Raw genomic sequence first — 15,201 nt, forward strand, 5'->3', positions numbered from 1 at the left:
ATGCCCGCAATGCCGGGTGATATAGGGGCGACCCTGATGCCAAGAGAGAGACAGCCATGAACGCATTTCCAACGACCCGTCTCGCTCAAATGGCCAATGCCATCCGGGCGCTCTCGATGGATGCGGTACAGGCCGCCAATTCCGGCCATCCCGGAATGCCGATGGGCATGGCCGATGTTGCCACCGTATTGTGGGCCAAGCACATGAAGTTTGATCCGGCGGCGCCGGGCTGGGCTGATCGTGATCGCTTCATTCTCTCGGCCGGCCACGGGTCGATGCTGCTCTATTCGCTGCTGCACCTCACGGGCTTCGAGGATATGACGCTCGACCAGATCAAGCAGTTTCGCCAACTCGACTCGCTGACGCCCGGTCATCCCGAATACGGCCACACGGTCGGCGTCGAGGCAACCACGGGGCCGCTGGGCCAGGGAATTTCAATGTCGGTCGGCTTCGCGCTGGCGGAGCGTATGCTCAATGCACGCTATGGCGATGCGCTCGTCGACCACCGTACCTGGGTGATTGCCTCTGATGGCGATCTTCAGGAGGGCATCAGTCATGAGGCGATTTCCCTCGCTGGACATCTCAAGCTCAATCGCCTGTGCGTATTGTGGGATGATAATGAAATCTCGATCGACGGACCGACAAATCTGTCGGAATCGACCGATACGCTGAAGCGTTTTGAAGCCGCTGGGTGGGCTGTCAGCCGGGTTGACGGGCATGATATCGATGCCGTTGATGCGGCCATTGCCGCCGCCAAGACCAGCGACCGCCCGGTTCTGATCGCCTGCCGCACCACAATCGGTTATGGCGCACCGACCAAGGCCGGCACCGCCGGCAGCCATGGCGCACCCCTCGGCGCCGACGAGATCGCCGGAACCCGCAAGGCGCTGGGCTGGTCTCACGGCCCGTTTGAAATTCCAGACGATATTTATGCCGACTGGCGATCGGCCGCCGCCGGTGATGCCCACGCGGCCTGGTGTGAGCGGCTGTCGGCCTCGGATCTGGCCGGTGAGTTCGTATCCCAGCTTTCGGGTGATGCCGGCGAAGCCGAGCGCGCCGCCCTGACGGCCTGGCGGCTTCAGGTCGCCGCCGACCGCCCGGACCTGGCCTCGCGCGTAGCGTCCAGCAAGGCGCTCGCCGCGATCATTGGCGACTGGCCCGGCCTGGTGGGCGGCTCGGCCGATCTAACCGGTTCCAATCTGACCAAGACGCCGGATGTGGGGGTCGTATCCGCCGAGTCCTATGCAGGTCAGTACATTCATTTCGGCATCCGTGAACACGGCATGGCTGCCTGTGCCAACGGGATCGCCCTGCATGGTGGTTTCCGGGCGCATGTCGCCACCTTCCTGGTATTTGCCGACTATTGCCGGCCCGCCATGCGGTTGTCCGCCCTGATGCAACAGCCCGTCATTTACGTGCTGACACATGATTCCATTGGCCTGGGCGAAGACGGTCCGACCCATCAACCGGTCGAAACCCTTGCTTCATTGCGCGCCATTCCGAACATGCATGTCTACCGGCCGGCCGACGCGCTGGAAACGGCAGAGGCGTGGGAAATGGCTCTGATGCGGCTCGACGGGCCCAGCGTTCTGGCACTCTCGCGCCAGACCCTGCCCTTCCTGCGCGATGATGATGGCCAGGAAAACCGGTCGAGCCGCGGCGCCTATATCCTGGGCGACACGCCCGGCGAGCCCGACATCATACTGGTCGCGACTGGGTCGGAAGTCAGTCTCGCAGTCGATGCGGCCGCGCAATTGGCGGCGACGGGTATAGCGGCGCGGGTTGTCTCGGCGCCTTGTATCGACCTTTTCCTGGAGCAGGGGCGGCGCTATCGCGACGAGATCCTGCCACCGGGTGTGCCGTGTATCGGTGTCGAAGCCGCCCTGCGTTATGGCTGGGATGCGCTGATCGGGTCCGATGGCGAGTTTGTCGGCATGACCGGCTTTGGTGCCAGCGCCCCGGCTGGCCAGCTCTATGAATTGTTCGGCATCACCACTGACGCTATTCTCGACAAGGCGCGCAAGCGCTTGTCGCGCTAGGGGAGGCGGGACATCGGCGTCAGGGCTGTGTGGGTTGATCACCCAGATCGGCCGGGTCAAAGCGGCCGATAATACCGCCGAAGGCCGATCCCAGCCACAAAACCCCGCCGGGGCCTACCGTGACGCTGGAGAGATAGTTCAGCGCGCTGTCGGGATCGTGGAACGCGTCGCGGATCTGGCCGTCACTCTCCCGGAGGCGCAGGACAAAGCCGCGCGGCCGGGAATCCGTCGGGCGCAGCCATTGTGGTAATTTGATCAGGATCTGGGTCAGAAGCGGATTGCGGTGTGCGGTCGCGAGCAGCCGTGAGCGCCGCGTCGCCATTGCCACAACCAGATTGCCATCATCGTCCATGGCAAGGCCGGCAGGCATGCCGGGCAGGTTCTTGGCGAAAACCTCGATCTCGCCCCGGCGGGGTCCGCCGATCCAGATGCGCTGAATCATATAGCGGAAGCTTTCGCTGACGAACAGGGACTGGCCATCGGACGCGATGGCGATGCCATTGGGGTAGTAGAGCCGGTCGCGGATCGGGACCGCTTCGCGCGATCTCGGGTCCCAGGCATAGACCAGCCCGTTCGGCCGGTTTTCCAGCATGTCATAGTAGTAGCCCGGCCGACGAGACCCATGATCCCATCGGGTCGAGGAATCGGTGAGATAGATAATTCCGTTCTCGGCTACCGCCAGGTTGGTCAGACGGCCGAAGGCGTGGGATGTGCTGCCGGTACTGAGGGTGCGAACCTCCAGGCTGGTCAGATTGAGCGAGTGCAAATTGCCTGCGGTCGCAATTGCCAGGGTTGATTCATCGATCCAGGCCATGCCGAAGACGGGTTCGTCAGTGATGTGGGCGAGATGCTCGGGATGGATACCATCGCCCGCAATCGCGGCTCTCAGGCGCATGATATCGCCGTCCACAGTGCCGAAATAGACCATGCCGTCGGTCGACACCGCGATGCTGTGGGCTGTGCCCGGTTCGCCAACCCGATATAGCGTCGCAGCGGCGAGATCGTCATCCGGCGCGCTGGGTCCCGAAAGGCCCGGGGCTGGCGGCTCGTCCCAGCGGACCGGGTCGATGGGCGAGGGCCACATCAACCAGAGGATCAAGAGGGTCAATCCGAGTCCGCAAGGGATGGCGAGGTATCTCAAAATCATGCGGTGTGGGTCATCTCCATGGCATGGATCTGTTGATGGGCCTGGATTGCATCGAATGTCACGCCTGCGATCATTCGACCGGTGTGCAGATTCCGAAAGCGAACAATTTCTTCAGTGTATCTTGTCTCTGGTCTTCGTCGAGACCCTCAAAGCTGCTTTCGGAAATTTCGCCGCCATCAAGCAAGATATGAAGGCCAGGCTCGGCAGTCGCGGGGAAGCGCACTTCGCCGCCGGCGGTGATAATGACGACCTCATCGCCATCCTCGGCCAGACGCCAGGGGACAAGCGGGCGCAGGCGGTAGGATTGGCCGGCCTTGTTCGGCGTGTCGAGATTTACGATCGTGCCCTGCGTATTCGGGGTCCGCGACCGGATGAAATTGTCGACGAAAATATCATAGGAGGAGTCGAGGTCGGCCTCGTCATTGATTGCTGCCATCAATGTCTTGAAATGGATCGCGCTCTGGGTGCGATCAAAATCGGGGCGGGCAAAGCCCACCGGAAGGGCGTGGCGGAATTCGGGGCGCCGCAGGGCGACATCGGAAACCACTTCGAGCATCAGGTCAGCCCAGGTCTTGACGATCAGGCCAACGGTGATGTGCAGAGAGACGTCATGACCATGGGTCGAGGCGTCGTGCATCAGCCCGCGCGGGACATAGGCGCACTCGCCGGCGTGCAGGACGAATTCCTGCACCGGCTCACCGACCTCATGGGCGCCGGGCTGAAAGCCCTCGCCGCGATAGGGGTTCTGGACCGGGGTGTCATACAGGCGCCAGGATTTCGAACCTTCGACCTGCAATACAAAGACATCATGGTCATCATAATGCGTCTTGAAGCCCTGGGCTTCCGGGGGGGTCAGATAGATATTGGTCTGGACGTGGCAGGAGAGCAGGGACTCGATGGAACGGGTGAAGCCGGCGAGGGTCGCGTCGACCTGGTGAAGCTGCGGCAGGACAATGGTTGCGCCCTGCTGGAAATTCCGCGCGACGGCGCCGCGGTCAATCATGCCGCTTTCGAAACTGTAGTCCGGACGCGAAATGGGTGGGTCCGAGCGTGCCATGTCGAGCATACCGGGCTGAAAATCCATCCCGGAAATCAGATCATCAATCCGCTGGATCGACAGGAGGGGCCGATAACGTTCCGGATCGTTGCGGTGAGCGATGAAGGCCTTTTTCTCGTGACAATCGGCCAGGAATTCTTCGGGTTTCATCGGATCCAGCAGGTATCCGAGTACATCCTGCATCCACTGTTGGTCGCTCATTGGTCCCCGCTTATTCCCGCATGGCAGATCGCTGCGGGTTTCTAGATGTTCTGGTGGTCCTGCGTGCTCACCGGGTGAATTTGCAGGCGGATCGGTGCCGACGCGGGGAACGGGCTATCAGGCCCGTTCGCCCGCCATGTTGGCTGAGTCAATTCAGTTTCCGCGGCCCCGGCCGATCGGATCGGCATAGGCGCCGGTATCGCTGTCAGTGACACTACGACCGCCGCGACCGCGTCCGCGACCGACCGGGTCGGCATTTCTGCCGCTGTCATTGTCAGTGATGCCACCGCCACGACCGCGTCCGACCGGATCGGAGTAGGCCCCGGTATCGCTATCCGTGATGCCACCGCCGCTATTGCCACGCCCACGTCCTGGCGGGTCGGCATAGCGACCGGAATCGCTGTCGGTTACCCGGCTGCCGCCGCCGCTGCCCCCGCGGCCGCGACCGACCGGGTCGGAATAATTGCCTGTGTCGCTGTCGGTGATGCCGCTACTGCCGCGTCCACGGCCGACGGGATCAGCATAATTGCCGGTATCGCTGTCTGTTACGCCGCCACCACGGCCGCGCCCGACCGGATCGGAATAGCTGCCGGTGTCGGAATCTGTGATGCCACCACCTCGGCCATACCCGGCCTGGTCGGCATAGCGGCCTGAATCGCTGTCCGTGACGCCGCCGGCACCACGATAGCCGCCGCCTCCGCCGCCAACAGGGTCATAGGGGTCTGCATCCGTATACCCGGTCGTCGCGCAGGCCGAGACCACACCGGTCGCGCCGACTGTCAGGGAAGCCCCGGCAACTCGGGTCAGGAAGGATCGCCTGCTCAGTTTACCACGTTTGGCCATTGCATAATCTCCCTCATGAGAAGGTTTGGCGTCAAGAAATTCGGGCGAGCCGCGTGGTGCGGCTCGCCCGCAAATTCAGTCGCGAGCAAGGGCCCTAATAGCCGGGGCGTCCACGTCCGCCCGGATCCGCGCATCCGCCAGAATCGCTGTCTGACGTGCCCTGACGGACAGGGCCACGCCCGCGTCCACCCGGATCGGCGCACCCGCCGGTATCGCTATCGGTAAAGCTTTGTGAGCCGCGCCCGTTTCCGACTGGGTCGTTCGGATCGGAGTCGGTCAGGCCCGTTCTATTGCCGCCGCGACCACGTCCGGCAGGATCGGCGTAACGTCCGCTATCGCCGTCGGTGACACCTGTCCGTCCACCGCGTCCGCGATTGGCCGGGTCAGCATAGGCGCCTGAATCACTGTCAGTGACGCCGGTGCTGCCACGACCGCGTCCGGCAGGGTCGGCCCAATTGCCTGTATCATTGTCGGTGTAGCCGGTGCTGCCGCGGCCATAGCCACCGCGATCTGCGTTTGAACCGCTATCGCTATCAGTCTGGCCAGTGCGGCCGTACCCGGCGCGGTCGGCGTAATTGCCGGTATCGCTATCGGTGCGGCCGGTATAGCGCTGGGCCTCCGAACCGCCAGTGACGACGGCGGCTGCGCCTGTCGCGACTGCTGCACCCGCAACGCTCGTCAGAAACGAACGGCGGCTGAGCTTTCCCTTTTTAGCCATGCCATATTCCTTTGAAATCCAATCCAGCGCCTCCCCAGGGGCCGGCATGCCATCCCTCACAAGGTGAGTGGGTTCGGACGGCAAGCCGTCCGAACCCTGAACTGTCTGGTTTAGCCGCCGCGTCCACGACCGGCCGGATCGGCGCAGCTGCCCCGGTCAGAATCGGTGTAACCGGTATTGCCGCGACCGTGGCCGCTCGTGTCGGCGCAGGCACCGCTGTCAGCATCGGTGTAGCCGGTGCGGCCCGTGCCATGGCCCGCCTGATCGGCGTAGCTGCCTGAATCATTGTCGGTGATGGCCGTGCGGGCATTGCCGGCGCTATCGGATGGATCGGCATCAGTATTGCGCTGCAGCATGGTCGCTCCGGCGACGGTGCCAACAGCGCCAACGGCGATCGTACCACCAGCAACACGGGTCAGAAATGAGCGGCGGCTCATTTTGCCTTTTTTAGCCATGAATCTATTCCCCCTTAAAGCGTGGCAAACCCAGCGTTCGCGCGACCGCTTGTTAAGGGTTCATCCTAGCCGGGCTTACAGAAGGTCGTCAAATGATACCGTCAAATAAATAGGTCATGAATTTCCGTGGCTTAATGGTCATTCTTGCAAACAATTCGCACCCGCAATGCAACTGAGAAGCGCTCTCAAAAGAGAATGGCGGCAATCTACCCGTTTTGCGGGTATTGCGGCAGGGAAAACTTGCGTTCACCTCTTGTTCTTTTTCTCCCGATAGTGCTAACTCATTGAACGAAAGTGGGCGTTGTTGTGGCTATGACCAGAATTCTCGGAATTGACCCTGGCCTCCGCCGGATGGGTTGGGGGGTGATCACCGTCGACGGGAGTCGTCTTGCGGCCGTGGCACACGGGGTTGTGACGCCGCCGACTGACGCCCCCCTCGCAATGCGTCTCAATCACATATTCAATGCTGTCACCGAGCTGGTCCGCATCCATCAGCCCGACGAATCCGCGATCGAGGAAGCCTTCATGGCGAATAATGCGTCCTCGGCGCTCAAGCTGGGGCATGCACGCGCCGCGGCCTTGCTGGCACCTGCCCAGGCTGGCCTGCCGGTCGCTGAATACGCGGCCCGGCTGGTCAAGAAATCGGTTGTCGGCACCGGCGCCGCCGACAAGTCACAGGTCGCGGCGATGGTCGGTGTGCTCCTGCCGGGCACCAAAGCGACGGCCGATGCAGCCGACGCGCTGGCCATTGCCATCTGTCACGCCCATCATCGCCGGGCACGAAGCATCGGGAGCGTCGCATGATCGGCATGTTGAAGGGGATCGTCGAGGCTATTGGCGCCGAGGAAGCGGTGATTGATGTCAGTGGTGTCGGCTATCTGGTCGGGGCCGGTACTCGGACCCTATCGCGCCTGGAGCCGGGGCAGGCGGTCGTTCTGCATATTGAAACCCATGTCCGCGAGGACGCGTTCAAGCTCTACGCTTTCACGGATGATCTCGACCGCGCCTGGTTCGTCCGGCTGCAGGAAATTCAGGGTGTCGGTGCCAAGGCGGCGCTGTCCATCCTCGATGTGCTTCCGCCGCACGAGCTCGCCAATGCCACCGCGCTCGGTGACAAGGCCGCCTTCGCCCGCGCCAAGGGCGTCGGTCCCAAACTCGCCACCCGGATCGCGACGGAACTCAAGGACAAGGCGCCGCCGCTGGGCCGCAGTTTCTCGATCGGATTGCCGGCCCATCACGATGCCGCTCCTGGCAGTGAAGCCGCAGCGCCAGCGCCCATTCCGCCTTCGGCCAGTGGCGCGCGCGATGATGCGGTTTCGGCCCTGCTCAATCTGGGCTATCCGGAGAGCATTGCCCGCCAGGCTGTTGCGACCGTGATGCGCGATGCAGGTGGCGATGCGTCGATTTCCGATCTGATCCGGCTCTCCCTGCGTGTGCTGGCACCATGAGCTGTGCGCAGCCCCGCATTGCTGGATTTGCCCGGATCAGGCTAAACCCGCTCCATCATGACTGACGCCTATAGCGAACCCACGGACGACCGGCTCGTCGACCACGCCCCGCAACCGGGCGATAGTCGCGACAAGGCCCTGCGTCCGCTCTCCTTCGAGGATTTCGTCGGTCAGAAAGCCTCCATCGCCAATTTGAAAGTGTTTGTCGACGCGGCCCGCCGCCGCGAGGAAGCGCTCGATCATGTCCTGCTTTCCGGGCCGCCGGGTCTGGGCAAGACAACCCTGGCCCAGATTGTTGCACGCGAAATGGGTGTCGGCTTTCGTGCGACCTCCGGACCGGTGATCGCCAAGGCCGGCGATCTCGCCGCCATCCTGACCAATCTCGAACCGCGCGATGTGCTCTTCATCGACGAAATTCACCGCCTGCCGCCCATTGTCGAGGAAATTCTCTATCCCGCGATGGAGGACTATTGCCTCGATCTGGTGATCGGCGAGGGGCCGTCGGCGCGCACGGTGCGGATCGAATTGCCGCCTTTCACCCTGGTCGGCGCCACCACCCGCGCGGGCCTGCTGGCCAATCCGCTACGTGATCGTTTCGGCGTGCCCGTGCGGCTGGAATTCTATGACGAGGCCGAGCTTGGCCTGATTGTCAGCCGTGCGGCCAGCAAGCTCGGCATCAATGCCAGCCCCGACGGTGCCCGCGAGATCGCCCGCCGGGCGCGCGGCACACCGCGCGTCGCCGGGCGGCTCTTGCGCCGGGTGCGCGACTTCGTTGAAGCCGACGGCAGCAATGAGATTACCTGCGATACCGCCGACCAGGCCTTGCGGCGGCTGGAGGTCGATGCCTTGGGGCTCGACAGTCTCGACCGGCGCTATCTCAAGGCGTTGATGGTCAGCTTTGCCGGTGGTCCGGTCGGTGTGGAAACCCTGGCGGCAGCGCTCGCCGAGGCCCGCGATGCCCTTGAAGACGTGGTCGAGCCCTTCCTGATCCAGCAGGGCTTTCTGCAACGCACGCCGCGCGGACGCGTCGCCACTGCCCGCGCCTGGGAGCATCTCGGGCTGACGCCACCTGTCGCGCCGGCCAGCGGACCGGCCAGCCTGTTCGGGAAGTAATGCCATGAGCGAGAATATGATTCCGACCTCCGGCGCCTTCGGTGCCGACCGCATCCACCGTCTGCCGGTGCGCGTCTATTACGAGGACACGGATTTTTCCGGTGTCGTTTATCACGCCCGCTATCTGCATTTCTTCGAGCGTGGCCGGACCGACAGCCTGCGTTGCCTCGGGGTCAGCCATACCGAGCTCGCCACCCAGGCCGATCCACTGGCGCTGGCTGTGCGCCGGATGAATGTTGAATTCGTGCGCGCTGCCAAGGTTGATGACGCGCTGGTCGTCGAGACCATCTATCGGCCGCAGCAGGGCGCGCGCCTGATGCTGGACCAGGTCTTGCGCCGCGATGGCGAGATTGTCGCCACGGCTGCCGTCCAGGCTGTGTGCATGGACCCGTCCGGGCGCGCCAAACGCCCGCCCAAATCCATGGCGCAGGCCTGGTTGCCCTATGTGCTGGCTGAGAACTGAAGCGGCCGCCTGAAGAATTAAATCAGTGATTTTCCGGTTTGCGTCCCCGAAAGGCTTGAAATGAGGGCGATCTGCGGTGAGGGTCTGCTGCGAAATTGACGGCAGGGACGCGTGATCATCTGAAATTTGCCGCAATCGCGAGCCATAGGGCTCCTGTTGCACCGGATGACCCAGCGTCGCTTGGCCTGCAATGTGAATAGTGACGCGAAAGCCAATCGCCCGGCGTGTCGTGCCGGGACGTAGTCGAGGGAATTCTCATGGATGCAACTGCTGTAGATGTGGCTCAGGCGGTCGAGGGCTTCAGCTTTCTCGCCCTGTTTTTGCGCGCCGACTGGGTCGTAAAGGGCGTGATGTGCATTCTGGCCTTCATGTCAGTCTGGTCCTGGGCGATCGCCATCGACAAGTCGTTGCACTTGCGCAGCCTGCACACCAAGGCGCGCAACTTCGAACGCGAATTCTGGTCAGGCCGATCACTGGACGCGCTGGCGGACCAGTTCGCCAAGAATGCCCGCGAGCCGTTCAGCCGGGTCTTCGCTGCCGGTCTGCGCGAATGGAAGGGCGCCCATCCGGGCGGCCGCGTCGCCAAGGCTGCCGGCGCCGAAGCGGGGCGTCAGCTGACCGACACCGAAAGCGGTCTCGGCGTGCTCGCCACCATCGCATCATCGGCGCCTTTCGTTGGCCTGTTCGGCACAGTCTGGGGGATCATGAATGCCTTCCGCGCCATCGCCGCATCGCAGGACACCAATCTTGCCGTCGTCGCGCCGGGTATTGCGGAGGCGTTGTTCGCAACGGCTCTCGGTCTGCTGGCTGCCATTCCGGCCGTGATCTTCTTCAACACGCTGTCGGCCAATGTGGCCAAATATGCAGCGCGTCTCGACGGCTATGTCGATGAATTGTCGGCGCTGGCCGACCGCGACGAGCATTGAGCCATGGCTGCTTCTCTCGATAGCGGGCGTTCCGGTCGCGGACGCGCCAAATGGAAGCCGAAGGCGGAAATCAACGTTACGCCCTTCGTTGACGTGATGCTGGTCCTGCTGATCGTGTTCATGATCACCGCCCCACTGCTGACCGTCGGCGTGCCCGTCGATCTGCCGCGCACAGAAGCGCGCAATCTGCCGGCCGGCGAAGAGCCCTTGACGATCTCCATCACGCTGGATGGTGAGATTTATCTGCAGGAAACCGTGGTGACCCTGGCAGAGCTGGCACCGCGACTGACCGCAATTGCCGGCACCGGGTATGCCAGCCGGATCTACATCCGCGCTGATGATGGCGCGCCCTATGGCGATGTCGCCCGGGTTATGGCGCGGGTCAATGCGGCGGGCTTCACCAATCTGGGTCTCGTCACGGACCCGATAGAGCGATAGCGGCCGGCGCGTGCGTGGTTTTTTCCTCTCCCTCTTTGTTCACGCCGGCATTATCGCCGCAGGCATGATCTATCTGCCTCGCGCCGCACAAATGTTCGACGTCGCGCCGATCATCCCGGTCGATATCGTGACGCTGGCTGATCTGACGAGCGTGCGGGCCCGGGCGCCCGATCCGGTGCCAGAGCAAGAAGAGGCGGTCGATGAAGCCAGCATTGAGGACGAGATTGTCGCGCCGCCGCCAGCCCCCGAGCCGGAGCCGGAGCCTGAACAGGCCGCCGAGGTGATCGATGTCGAGCCCGAGCGTGTGCCGGAGCCGGTCGCTCCGGAACCTGAGCCCGAACCGGAAGAGCCACCGGCGCGGGTGCGCCAGCCGCCGCAACGCACCGTCCAGCCGCCACCGACACGCCCGGCCGAGCCCTCCCTTGCGGACCTGCTGGGCGATCTGGAGCGGCAGGTGGCTGATGCGCGCCAGGACGCCGGCGCACCTGACCAGGGCGCCGAGCGCGATGCGGTCGGCACGGGCGCAACCGATACTGCCGATCTGGCCACCCTGATCCGTTCGCAGACCTATCGCTGCTGGCGCACCGTCGCCGACATGCCAAACCCGGAGAATCTCGGTGTCATCGTCGAGGTCCGCCTCAACCGTGATGGCAGCCTGTCCGGCCCGCCGCGGGTCAAGGATCTGGGCCGTATCCAGGCGTCCGGCAATTCATTCTGGCTCACCGCGGCCGAGCGGGCGCAGACCGCGGTGCTTGATTGTGCCCCTTACAATTTGCCCGCGGGCCGCTATTCGCAGTGGCGCCTTATAGAAGTCAATTTTCACGTTGATCTTGCGGCCGGTTGATCCGCAGTCCTGGAGTTTGAGATCATGACCCGACTATTCCGAGCCATTTGTGTCCTCCTCGTGAGCCTGGTGTTTGCGACGGCAGCGACAGCCCAGGAGCCGTTGCGCGTCGACGTCACGCAGGGCAATCTCGACCCATTGCCCGTGGCACTGCCTGATTTCATCGGGGCCAGTGACGAGGCCGCAACACGCGGCAGCGACATCACCCGGGTGATCACCAATGATCTGGCCAGTTCGGGCCTGTTCGCGCCGGTCGATCCGGCGGCCTATATCGAGGCGATCGAGAATATCGATCTGCGCCCGCGGTTTTCCGACTGGCGCGTGATCAATGCCTCGGCCTTGCTGGCCGGCCGCGTTACCATCCAGGACGACGGCCGTCTTCTGGTTGCCTTCCGGCTTTGGGACACCCGGCTGGAGGACCAGCTGCTCGGTCTGCAATTCGTCACCGCGCCGGAAAACTGGCGCCGTGTGGCTCACAAGGTGGCCGATGCCGTCTATCAGCGGCTGACCGGCGAGGCCGGCTATTTCGACACCCGGATTGTCTATGTCTCCGAAGGCCGCGGCACCGAGGACGAGCCGGTGCGGCAATTGGCGATGATGGACCAGGATGGCGCCAACCCGTCCTTCCTGACTGATCGCTCCTATATGGCGCTGCTGCCGAATTACTCGCCGACGACCCAGGAGATCACCTATGTCTCCTTCATCGAAGGCCAGGCGACGACCTATCTCTACGATCTTCAGACCGGTCGCCAGGAGGCCCTGTTTGCCTCCAATGGCCGCGGCGCAGCGAGCCAGGTCGATCCGGAAGGCCAGAGCCTGTCGGCGCGATTTTCGCCCGACGGATCCCAGCTCGCCGTCTCGATCGAAACCCGCGGTGGCCATGATGTCCATCTGTTCGACTTGCGGACGCGAAACCTCGTCCGGCTGACCGATCACCCCGCCGATGATGTCGAACCGTCCTTTTCGCCGGACGGTCAACAAATCGTGTTTTCCTCGGCGCGTGGTGGCGGTTCGCAATTATACGTGATGAATGCCGATGGCACCGATGTGCATCGCGTCAGTTTTGGTGAAGGCCGCTATACAACGCCGGTCTGGTCTCCGCGGGGCGATCTGATCGCGTTTACCAAACAGAGCGGCAACCAGTTCTCTCTGGGCGTGGTGCGGGCCGACGGATCGGGTATCGAGCGCATCCTCTATGAGGGCTATTATGTCGATACGCCGGCTTGGTCGCCCAATGGACGCGTGCTTCTGTTCACGCGCGGTGAAGGCCGGTCAAACGGTACGCGCTATGAAATCTGGAGTATCGATCTGGCAGGATTCAATCTACGGCGGCTGGCTACGGGCGGAATGGCGTCCGATCCGGCGTGGTCGCCCTTGATTGAATAGAGATTTTCTGCGTAACGTTTCGACCGCAGTATGCTGCTGATTGGATTTCATCCTGATCGCGACGTGTTGTGTGTGCAGGGGAGGACACCAAGCGCCATTACGGGCTTGGTCGGATGAGGGTGTACCGTTATGAAAATGAAGTTTTTTGCCATCGCAGCGCTGGGCGCATTCGCCACGGCCTGTGCATCAACGCCGCCGGTGCAGGATGCTGCCCCGATCGCGCAGCCGACGACTGAGTCGCCGGTCCAGCACCACGAGCCAACCGGCCCGATCGCCGGTTCGCTCGAGGATTTCGTCCAGAATGCGGGCGACCGGGTGTTTTACGGTTATGACCGTCACGACCTGACCCCTGAAGCTCGCGAAACCCTGCGCCGCCAGGCCGCTTGGCTGGCCAGCTATCGCGGCACCCGCATTCTCGTCTCGGGCAATTGCGATGAGCGCGGCACGCGCGAATACAATCTGGCACTTGGTGCCCGCCGCGCCAACGCCGCGCGTGACTATCTGGTCAGCCAGGGTGTTGACCCGTCGCGCATTTCCACCGTGTCCTACGGCAAGGAACGCCCGGCCTGCCGCGATTCCGGTGAGGCCTGCTGGGCCGTGAACCGGAATGCGACGACCATGATCACCGGTGGCTACACCAACTGATCGTGCGCCGAAGTCTGTAATAAAGGAGCGCCCGTGACCGTGATGTCACGGGCGTTTTCCTTTGATCGGCGCGTGCCGCCGGAATAGGCCGAATGCCGTATTTTTGCCGTCCTCTTGCATTAGGTGTGCATCATGATCCGATCTGCTTGTCTTACCGTTCTTGCCCTCGCGATGTTCGCGACCGCACCGGCCCCTGCCCAGTCCCGCCGCGAGATGACCGAACGCATCGACGCCACCGAAGTGCGCATCGGCCGGCTCGAAGAGCGCTTCATGGCTGGCGACCCGGTTGCCGACACGCTGATGCAGCGCCTTGACGCCCTGGACTATCAGGTCCGCGAAATGACTGGCGAAATCGAACGCTTGTCGTTTGAGAACCGCCAACTGCGCCAGCAGATCGAACAGGCCGAACGCCAGCAGCGCGCCGCCCAGACAGCCACCCAGGCAGCCACACCGTCCGCCTCCTCGTCCGCCGCCTCCTCCTCCTCCTCCATAGATAGCGATGCCGCAGCCTGGATGCAGGACGGGATCGACGCGACCGGCGATGCCGATGCGCCTAACAGTGCGGCGATCGTCAATCCTGACGACCCCTTCGCGACCCAGCGCGCCGCCGCAACCGGTGTGCTGGGCGGTTCGCCGGGCGCGTCAGCCCGGCCGGCCAGCGATCCGGCGCTCCTCTATGAGGACGCACGCGGGCGTTTGCTTGACGGCGATTTTGATGGCGCCGAAGCCGGGTTTGAACGCTTTGTCGCCGAGCATGGCGATGATCCCCGCGCCGGCGAGGCCTGGTACTGGCTTGGCGAGACTTTCTTCGTGCGCGGCAATCATGCCGAGTCCGCCGAGGCCTATATTGCTTCATTGCGCGCCCAGCCCGGTGGCGAGCGCGCACCCGACGCGCTGGTGCGCCTGGCCGCGTCCCTGCACGGGCTCGGCCGGACCCGCGAGGCTTGCGATACCCTGGCCCGCTTCGGTGGCCAGTTTCCGAACGCTTCGGCCGCATCGCGTGACCGGGCGGCCCGGGAATCGGTCCGCGCCGGCTGCCAGTGAGGGCGGGCGCAGATCTTCCTGCGCGCCTGAACGCCTGGCTTGATCGCCATCATCCCGGCCCCGAGCCGATCGCCCTGGGTTATTCCGGCGGCGGTGATTCCCACGCCCTGCTTTGCATGGCCGCGAACTGGGCGCGCGCGCGCGGAGTTGAGCTGCACGCCCTGATCATTGACCATGGCCTGAGACCGGAGAGTGCCGCCGAGGCCCGACAGGCGAGCGCGGCTGCCCGGCGGCTGGGCGCCACGCCGGAGATCCTGTGCTGGAGCGGCGACAAGCCCGAAACCGGCCTCCAGGCTGCCGCGCGTCAGGCCCGCCATGTCCGGCTGGCGCAGGCATGCCGTTCGCGCGGAATCGGTCAATTATTGTTGGGCCATACGGGCCGTGACCAGCCCGAGGCGGAGCGGATGCGCCTGCCGGCCGGCCCAGGGGGGGGC

Annotated in this window: 17 protein-coding genes; 12 read left to right on the top strand and 5 right to left on the bottom strand. The window is 63.8% G+C overall.

Annotated features, from left to right (window positions below; translation table 11 throughout):
- Positions 1–56: 56 nt before the first annotated feature.
- Positions 57–2,039, top strand: coding sequence for a transketolase (gene tkt / locus ACN0YJ_RS13085; RefSeq protein WP_417496459.1), 1,983 nt, complete (start codon positions 57–59; stop codon positions 2,037–2,039).
- Positions 2,040–2,058: 19 nt separating this feature from the next.
- On the opposite strand, the gene ACN0YJ_RS13090 is transcribed toward tkt, so the two are convergent.
- The 5 genes from ACN0YJ_RS13090 to ACN0YJ_RS13110 all read right to left on the bottom strand — a co-directional run bounded on the left by ACN0YJ_RS13090 (position 2,059) and on the right by ACN0YJ_RS13110 (position 6,460).
- A complete protein-coding gene (locus ACN0YJ_RS13090) occupies positions 2,059–3,147 on the bottom strand; it encodes an SMP-30/gluconolactonase/LRE family protein (RefSeq protein WP_417496460.1) in 1,089 nt (362 codons plus the stop codon).
- A 109-nt stretch (positions 3,148–3,256) separates the two neighbouring features.
- A complete protein-coding gene (locus ACN0YJ_RS13095; protein ID WP_417496461.1) occupies positions 3,257–4,444 on the bottom strand; it encodes a cupin domain-containing protein in 1,188 nt (395 codons plus the stop codon).
- 153 nt (positions 4,445–4,597) lie between these two features.
- A complete protein-coding gene (locus tag ACN0YJ_RS13100; RefSeq protein ID WP_417496462.1) occupies positions 4,598–5,287 on the bottom strand; it encodes a hypothetical protein in 690 nt (229 codons plus the stop codon).
- Between the two features lie 94 nt (positions 5,288–5,381).
- Positions 5,382–6,005: a hypothetical protein gene (locus ACN0YJ_RS13105; protein ID WP_417476895.1), complete on the bottom strand. Its 624-nt coding sequence runs from the start codon at positions 6,003–6,005 to the stop codon at positions 5,382–5,384.
- Between the two features lie 110 nt (positions 6,006–6,115).
- Positions 6,116–6,460: a hypothetical protein gene (locus ACN0YJ_RS13110; RefSeq protein WP_417476896.1), complete on the bottom strand. Its 345-nt coding sequence runs from the start codon at positions 6,458–6,460 to the stop codon at positions 6,116–6,118.
- A gap of 312 nt (positions 6,461–6,772) precedes the next feature.
- On the opposite strand from ACN0YJ_RS13110, the gene ruvC reads away from it, so the two are divergent.
- From ruvC to ACN0YJ_RS13165, 11 genes are all read left to right on the top strand, one after another.
- The gene (gene ruvC, locus ACN0YJ_RS13115; protein ID WP_417496463.1) at positions 6,773–7,264 is read left to right on the top strand and encodes a crossover junction endodeoxyribonuclease RuvC; all 492 of its coding nucleotides are present in this window, start codon (positions 6,773–6,775) and stop codon (positions 7,262–7,264) included.
- Positions 7,261–7,908: a Holliday junction branch migration protein RuvA gene (gene ruvA / locus ACN0YJ_RS13120; protein WP_417496464.1), complete on the top strand. Its 648-nt coding sequence runs from the start codon at positions 7,261–7,263 to the stop codon at positions 7,906–7,908. Before ruvC ends, ruvA begins: the two co-directional genes overlap by 4 nt.
- 57 nt (positions 7,909–7,965) lie before the next feature.
- Complete coding sequence (ruvB, locus tag ACN0YJ_RS13125; protein WP_417496465.1) at positions 7,966–9,021, top strand: Holliday junction branch migration DNA helicase RuvB; 1,056 nt, start codon at positions 7,966–7,968, stop codon at positions 9,019–9,021.
- 4 nt (positions 9,022–9,025) lie between these two features.
- Positions 9,026–9,484, top strand: coding sequence for a YbgC/FadM family acyl-CoA thioesterase (locus ACN0YJ_RS13130; protein ID WP_417496466.1), 459 nt, complete (start codon positions 9,026–9,028; stop codon positions 9,482–9,484).
- Positions 9,485–9,741: 257 nt separating this feature from the next.
- Positions 9,742–10,410 (top strand): protein TolQ, encoded by a 669-nt coding sequence (tolQ, locus tag ACN0YJ_RS13135; protein WP_417476901.1) that lies wholly within the window; start codon positions 9,742–9,744, stop codon positions 10,408–10,410.
- Between the two features lie 3 nt (positions 10,411–10,413).
- Positions 10,414–10,848, top strand: coding sequence for an ExbD/TolR family protein (locus ACN0YJ_RS13140; RefSeq protein ID WP_417476902.1), 435 nt, complete (start codon positions 10,414–10,416; stop codon positions 10,846–10,848).
- A gap of 10 nt (positions 10,849–10,858) precedes the next feature.
- The gene (locus ACN0YJ_RS13145; RefSeq protein WP_417496467.1) at positions 10,859–11,692 is read left to right on the top strand and encodes a hypothetical protein; all 834 of its coding nucleotides are present in this window, start codon (positions 10,859–10,861) and stop codon (positions 11,690–11,692) included.
- Between the two features lie 24 nt (positions 11,693–11,716).
- Positions 11,717–13,078, top strand: a complete 1,362-nt coding sequence (tolB, locus tag ACN0YJ_RS13150) for a Tol-Pal system beta propeller repeat protein TolB (RefSeq protein WP_417476904.1) — start codon at positions 11,717–11,719, stop codon at positions 13,076–13,078.
- 129 nt (positions 13,079–13,207) lie between these two features.
- Positions 13,208–13,723, top strand: a complete 516-nt coding sequence (gene pal / locus ACN0YJ_RS13155; protein WP_417476905.1) for a peptidoglycan-associated lipoprotein Pal — start codon at positions 13,208–13,210, stop codon at positions 13,721–13,723.
- Positions 13,724–13,855: 132 nt separating this feature from the next.
- Positions 13,856–14,767 carry a tetratricopeptide repeat protein gene (locus tag ACN0YJ_RS13160; RefSeq protein WP_417496468.1) on the top strand — a complete coding sequence of 304 codons (912 nt, stop codon included), beginning with the start codon at positions 13,856–13,858 and terminating at the stop codon, positions 14,765–14,767.
- The coding region (locus tag ACN0YJ_RS13165) for an ATP-binding protein (protein WP_417496469.1) at positions 14,764–15,201 on the top strand (438 nt) is incomplete at its 3' end. The genes ACN0YJ_RS13160 and ACN0YJ_RS13165, both read left to right, overlap by 4 nt.

Source organism: Maricaulis sp., assembly GCF_048270095.1.
Lineage (GTDB): Bacteria > Pseudomonadota > Alphaproteobacteria > Caulobacterales > Maricaulaceae > Maricaulis.

Coding starts and splice junctions, on each gene's coding strand:
- ruvB (WP_417496465.1), top strand. CDS start 7,966: ATGACTGACGCCTATAGCGAACCCACGGACGACCGGCTCGTCGACCAC.
- ACN0YJ_RS13110 (WP_417476896.1), bottom strand. CDS start 6,460: ATGGCTAAAAAAGGCAAAATGAGCCGCCGCTCATTTCTGACCCGTGTT.
- ACN0YJ_RS13095 (WP_417496461.1), bottom strand. CDS start 4,444: ATGAGCGACCAACAGTGGATGCAGGATGTACTCGGATACCTGCTGGAT.
- ACN0YJ_RS13100 (WP_417496462.1), bottom strand. CDS start 5,287: ATGGCCAAACGTGGTAAACTGAGCAGGCGATCCTTCCTGACCCGAGTT.
- ACN0YJ_RS13130 (WP_417496466.1), top strand. CDS start 9,026: ATGAGCGAGAATATGATTCCGACCTCCGGCGCCTTCGGTGCCGACCGC.
- tkt (WP_417496459.1), top strand. CDS start 57: ATGAACGCATTTCCAACGACCCGTCTCGCTCAAATGGCCAATGCCATC.
- ACN0YJ_RS13105 (WP_417476895.1), bottom strand. CDS start 6,005: ATGGCTAAAAAGGGAAAGCTCAGCCGCCGTTCGTTTCTGACGAGCGTT.
- ACN0YJ_RS13160 (WP_417496468.1), top strand. CDS start 13,856: ATGATCCGATCTGCTTGTCTTACCGTTCTTGCCCTCGCGATGTTCGCG.
- ruvA (WP_417496464.1), top strand. CDS start 7,261: ATGATCGGCATGTTGAAGGGGATCGTCGAGGCTATTGGCGCCGAGGAA.
- pal (WP_417476905.1), top strand. CDS start 13,208: ATGAAAATGAAGTTTTTTGCCATCGCAGCGCTGGGCGCATTCGCCACG.
- tolB (WP_417476904.1), top strand. CDS start 11,717: ATGACCCGACTATTCCGAGCCATTTGTGTCCTCCTCGTGAGCCTGGTG.
- tolQ (WP_417476901.1), top strand. CDS start 9,742: ATGGATGCAACTGCTGTAGATGTGGCTCAGGCGGTCGAGGGCTTCAGC.
- ACN0YJ_RS13140 (WP_417476902.1), top strand. CDS start 10,414: ATGGCTGCTTCTCTCGATAGCGGGCGTTCCGGTCGCGGACGCGCCAAA.
- ruvC (WP_417496463.1), top strand. CDS start 6,773: ATGACCAGAATTCTCGGAATTGACCCTGGCCTCCGCCGGATGGGTTGG.